The sequence below is a fragment of the Pirellulales bacterium genome, from assembly GCA_035533075.1.
In the GTDB taxonomy this organism is placed as follows: domain Bacteria; phylum Planctomycetota; class Planctomycetia; order Pirellulales; family JAICIG01; genus DASSFG01.
On sequence record DATLUO010000074.1, the window covers coordinates 1 to 3,491 of the forward strand.

At 63.9% G+C, this 3,491-nt stretch carries 1 protein-coding gene and 11 tRNA genes; 1 reads left to right on the forward strand and 11 read right to left on the reverse strand.

Annotated features, from left to right (window positions below; all coding sequences use genetic code 11):
- Positions 1-144 precede the first annotated feature (144 nt).
- The 11 genes from VNH11_09875 to VNH11_09925 form a co-directional block, all read right to left on the reverse strand.
- Positions 145-219, reverse strand: a tRNA-Asn gene (locus VNH11_09875).
- A 6-nt stretch (positions 220-225) separates the two neighbouring features.
- A tRNA-Pro gene (locus VNH11_09880) sits at positions 226-299 on the reverse strand.
- A 6-nt stretch (positions 300-305) separates the two neighbouring features.
- Positions 306-376, reverse strand: a tRNA-Gly gene (locus VNH11_09885).
- Between the two features lie 33 nt (positions 377-409).
- Positions 410-481: transfer RNA gene (locus VNH11_09890), tRNA-Thr, on the reverse strand.
- A gap of 14 nt (positions 482-495) precedes the next feature.
- Positions 496-568: transfer RNA gene (locus tag VNH11_09895), tRNA-Lys, on the reverse strand.
- A 37-nt stretch (positions 569-605) separates the two neighbouring features.
- Positions 606-678: transfer RNA gene (locus VNH11_09900), tRNA-Ile, on the reverse strand.
- Positions 679-682: 4 nt separating this feature from the next.
- Positions 683-775 (reverse strand) — tRNA-Lys (locus VNH11_09905).
- A gap of 65 nt (positions 776-840) precedes the next feature.
- Positions 841-933 (reverse strand) — tRNA-Ile (locus VNH11_09910).
- Between the two features lie 9 nt (positions 934-942).
- Positions 943-1,035: transfer RNA gene (locus VNH11_09915), tRNA-Pro, on the reverse strand.
- A 124-nt stretch (positions 1,036-1,159) separates the two neighbouring features.
- Positions 1,160-1,232, reverse strand: a tRNA-Glu gene (locus tag VNH11_09920).
- Between the two features lie 5 nt (positions 1,233-1,237).
- A tRNA-Phe gene (locus tag VNH11_09925) sits at positions 1,238-1,330 on the reverse strand.
- 884 nt (positions 1,331-2,214) lie between these two features.
- Between VNH11_09925 and VNH11_09930 the strand changes: the two genes are divergently transcribed.
- On the forward strand, positions 2,215-3,491 hold a 1,277-nt coding region (locus VNH11_09930), incomplete at its 3' end, for a hypothetical protein (protein ID HVA46670.1).

Below are 3,491 nucleotides of genomic sequence, written 5' to 3' on the forward strand. Positions count from 1 at the left end.
ACCTCTGCCGATCGGCCAAGGGCACGTAAGGCGGAAGGAGAGGGAGTCGAACCCCCAAGGCTCATCGCTCGTCCCGACCACCGCTGCGCGGCGGTGCCCGCGGGCCGGGTGCCGTCGCCAATCGGCTTGTCCTTCCACATCGAACTGCGGTGGCAGGAATCGAACCTGCGCCAGGGCGGTTAACAGCCGCCTACCCGTACCAGCACGGGTCCCACCGCAATCAAGTCAGCGTGGTCGGATTTGAACCGACGATCTCGTGCTTCCGACGCACGCGGAATTCCAGGCTTTCCCACACGCTGAAACGAAGCGCCCAGCCGGAGTTGAACCGGCGCGTCCTGCATGGCGAGCAGGGAGGCTACCGCTACATCATGGGCGCGTTGCAAACAAACCGAATTGTCAAAGAGCCAAGGGCACCGGGCGGGAGTCGAACCCGCGTTGCCGCGTTACGAGGGCGGAGTCGTCGCCGCTGGACCACCAGTGCTTGTCGTTTTTCAGTGGGACCGGACGGACTTGAACCGTCACCAACCTGGTTAAGAGCCAGGTATGCTGCCGCTAACACCTCGATCCCGTCGTCGTCACTTTTTTCGCCGTTGTCGGCCGACAAGTCGGCACGGAGGGAGTCGAACCCACGATCTGGCCCTTATAAGAGGCCGGCTCTAACCGTTGAGCTACGTGCCGCAAATGGGGCCGGAGGGATTCGAACCCGGGCACCGACGCGCAGCGGTGGTCGCCTTCCGCTTAAAAGGCGGATGCGCTGCCGTTACGCTACGGCCCCATGGGGAGCGGGCGTATGCGTTTCAGCCGAATTCGTGCCATCATCGTTTGTCCTCCAAGGTCGATTAGTCCGGGGTGGAGTCGAACCGGGCACCGCCGCGCAGCGGTGGTCGGCCGGCGACGTATCAGATCGCCGTGCTTCCGTTACAACACCGGACCGCGTTCAAGTCGGGATGGTGGGAGTTGAACCCGGGCACCGCCGCGCAGCGGTGGTCGGCTCGTGCTCCCAAGGCACGCGGGCCGCCGTTACCCTACATCCCGTTGTTGTCTCCCAAGTCAGAACGGCCGGACTCGAACCGCGACCATCGCTGCGCGATGGTGCCGATACCCACTCCTGGCTCCCGACCAGGCGGAGTAGCCGCTCTCCTACGCTCTGTCGTTCAAGTAGCCCATAGGGGATTCGAACCCCTGCCGCCGGCTTGAAGGGCCGGAATCCTCAACCGCTAGACGAATGGGCCGCAAGTGGATCGGGAGGCGCTCGAATCCTCGTCTGCGGCTCTTCAGGCCGCCGCCGGGCACCGCCGCGCAGCGGTGGTCGCGTCTCAGCTACCGATCCGAACAAAACCAACGAAAAAGGCCCGGTGTCGTTGTGACACCGGGCCTTGAAGAGCCTTGCTTTGCCTTGGGGGCCGAGCGTCACAAGCGCAACGGATCCGCGGGGAGCGATATCGCCGGTTGACCGGCGAAATAGCACGTCCCTCTGCGTTCGTTTGTGATACTTGGCCGTAAGGACATCATGGTAGGGAGCCTTGAAAGGCGGTTGATCTTCTGGGAAAACCGGCACGATCGGACCACGGGACCGACGGTGCGCGATTGGTTATACCTGGTTAGACTCCGCAGGGTTCCAAATGGTTCACGATTTTTTTACCGGTTGGGGCAAGTGCGGCGTCGGTTACAATCGGCGCGCCGCAAGAAGCTACCCAGGCGGCTTGCGGCGTGTTCGTTGACACCATTGCCGTCAGCGAAACCCACCCCCTCCACGAGGAGCCGCCGGACCTTCTGCAGCAAATCGACGTGCCGTCCGTCGAGACCCGGATCGGTCGTCGGGTCGTTGTATCGGTCATTGCATTCTCCTACTACTCGTTTCGGCCTTTCGAGGCAATTCTACCGCGCCGGCGGCGCCGGCGGCGCCGGCGCCAGCCAAAAACTGTCAGGTCGAGGCGGCCGCCCCAATGGCGGGCACGGCCGCCTCGCCGTGTCGCCCACGAAACGTGGCGTCGAGTTGCAGTTGCCCCAAGTCAACACGGCCGCGGAACGCGCCCGCGACGAAACTCGGCCTTTACCAAACGAGCCTTCGACCCAAGGGGCACATGAAGCACCACTGGGGTCAACAAATGTGGGCGAGAAAGTCGCCCCCAGCGCCTTTCGACGACCCGCCAAAAAAGGCTAGGATGGGACCTGTACCGCAAGAACTAAAGTTCGGGCCATGAGGTCTGCGCGTTGATAATCCACCGCTCGACGACTTCCCAATTTGCCACAGGCGACGGCGGCCGGCCGCGCTTGCTCTCGCCGCGGCAGGAAGCGGCCGTATTCCGGCGGATGCGCCGCCGCACGGTCGTGAACCTGCTACGGCAGGCGCTGGCCCAGTCGCGACTGCGTGTGACGCTGGTCACGGCCTTGACGGCTCTCCTGTGGGCCGGACTGTTCCAGCTCTTCGCCGAGGGATTCTATTTCCTCAAGACAATGGTCCCCGAGCCGGTCATCCACGACGAAACCGCACGCGCCGTGTTCAGCATCTTCTTCGCATCGCTCACGCTGATGCTGGTCGCTTCGACCGCCATCATCGTCTACGGCGGACTCTACCGTTCGGCGGAAGTGCGCTTCCTGCTGTCGCTGCCCGCGCGAATCGAACGGGTCTTCCTGCACAAATTTCACGAGGCGATGCTGTTCAGCAGTTGGGGCTTTCTGCTCTTGGGCACGCCGATGCTGACGGCCTACGGTGTCGTGGAGAGCGCTTCCGTCTACTACTACGCGGCGCTCGTGCCGTTCCTGGTGGGCTTCGTCTACATTCCCGGCGCGCTGGGGGCGCTGGCGGCGATGGCCATCGTCCGCTGGCTATCGGGCCATCGCGCGCGGCTGAACTGGCTGGCCGCGACCCTGGGGGTGGCCGCCGTGGCGGCAATCGCCTGGTCGCTCACGCGCGACCTGGAGAACGACCTGCTCACGCCCGCCTGGTTCCAGGAGATGCTCGCGCGGCTGCGGATCAGCGAGGCGCGGCTGCTGCCGAGCTGGTGGCTCAGCTCCGGTTTGCTCGAGGCGGCCCGCGCCGATTGGCAGGATGACGCGGGACGCAGGGCGCTGGCCGAAAGTACGAAGTTCCTGGTCTTGACGATCTCCAACGCGCTCTTCTTGCACCAGATCGCGGTCTGGGTGGCGGGGCGGATCTACAGGCCGGGCTATAGCGTGCTGCACGGCGAACGTTCGGCCCGCAAGCGGCCCAAGCCGGCCTGGATCGACCGCTCATTGACGCGGGCCGCCTTCTTCCTCTCGCCCCAGACGCGGCTCTTGATCGTCAAGGACTTGCGGCTGTTTCGCCGCGACCCGGTGCAGTGGCTTCAGTTCCTGATCTTCTTCGGACTGTTGGCGCTCTACTTTCTCAACATCCGCCGACTCAGCTACGACGTGAACTACCTGAGTTGGGTGAACATGATCAGCTTTCTCAACCTGGCCGTCGTGGGGCTGATCCTCTCGACCTTCACCACCCGTTTTATTTTTCC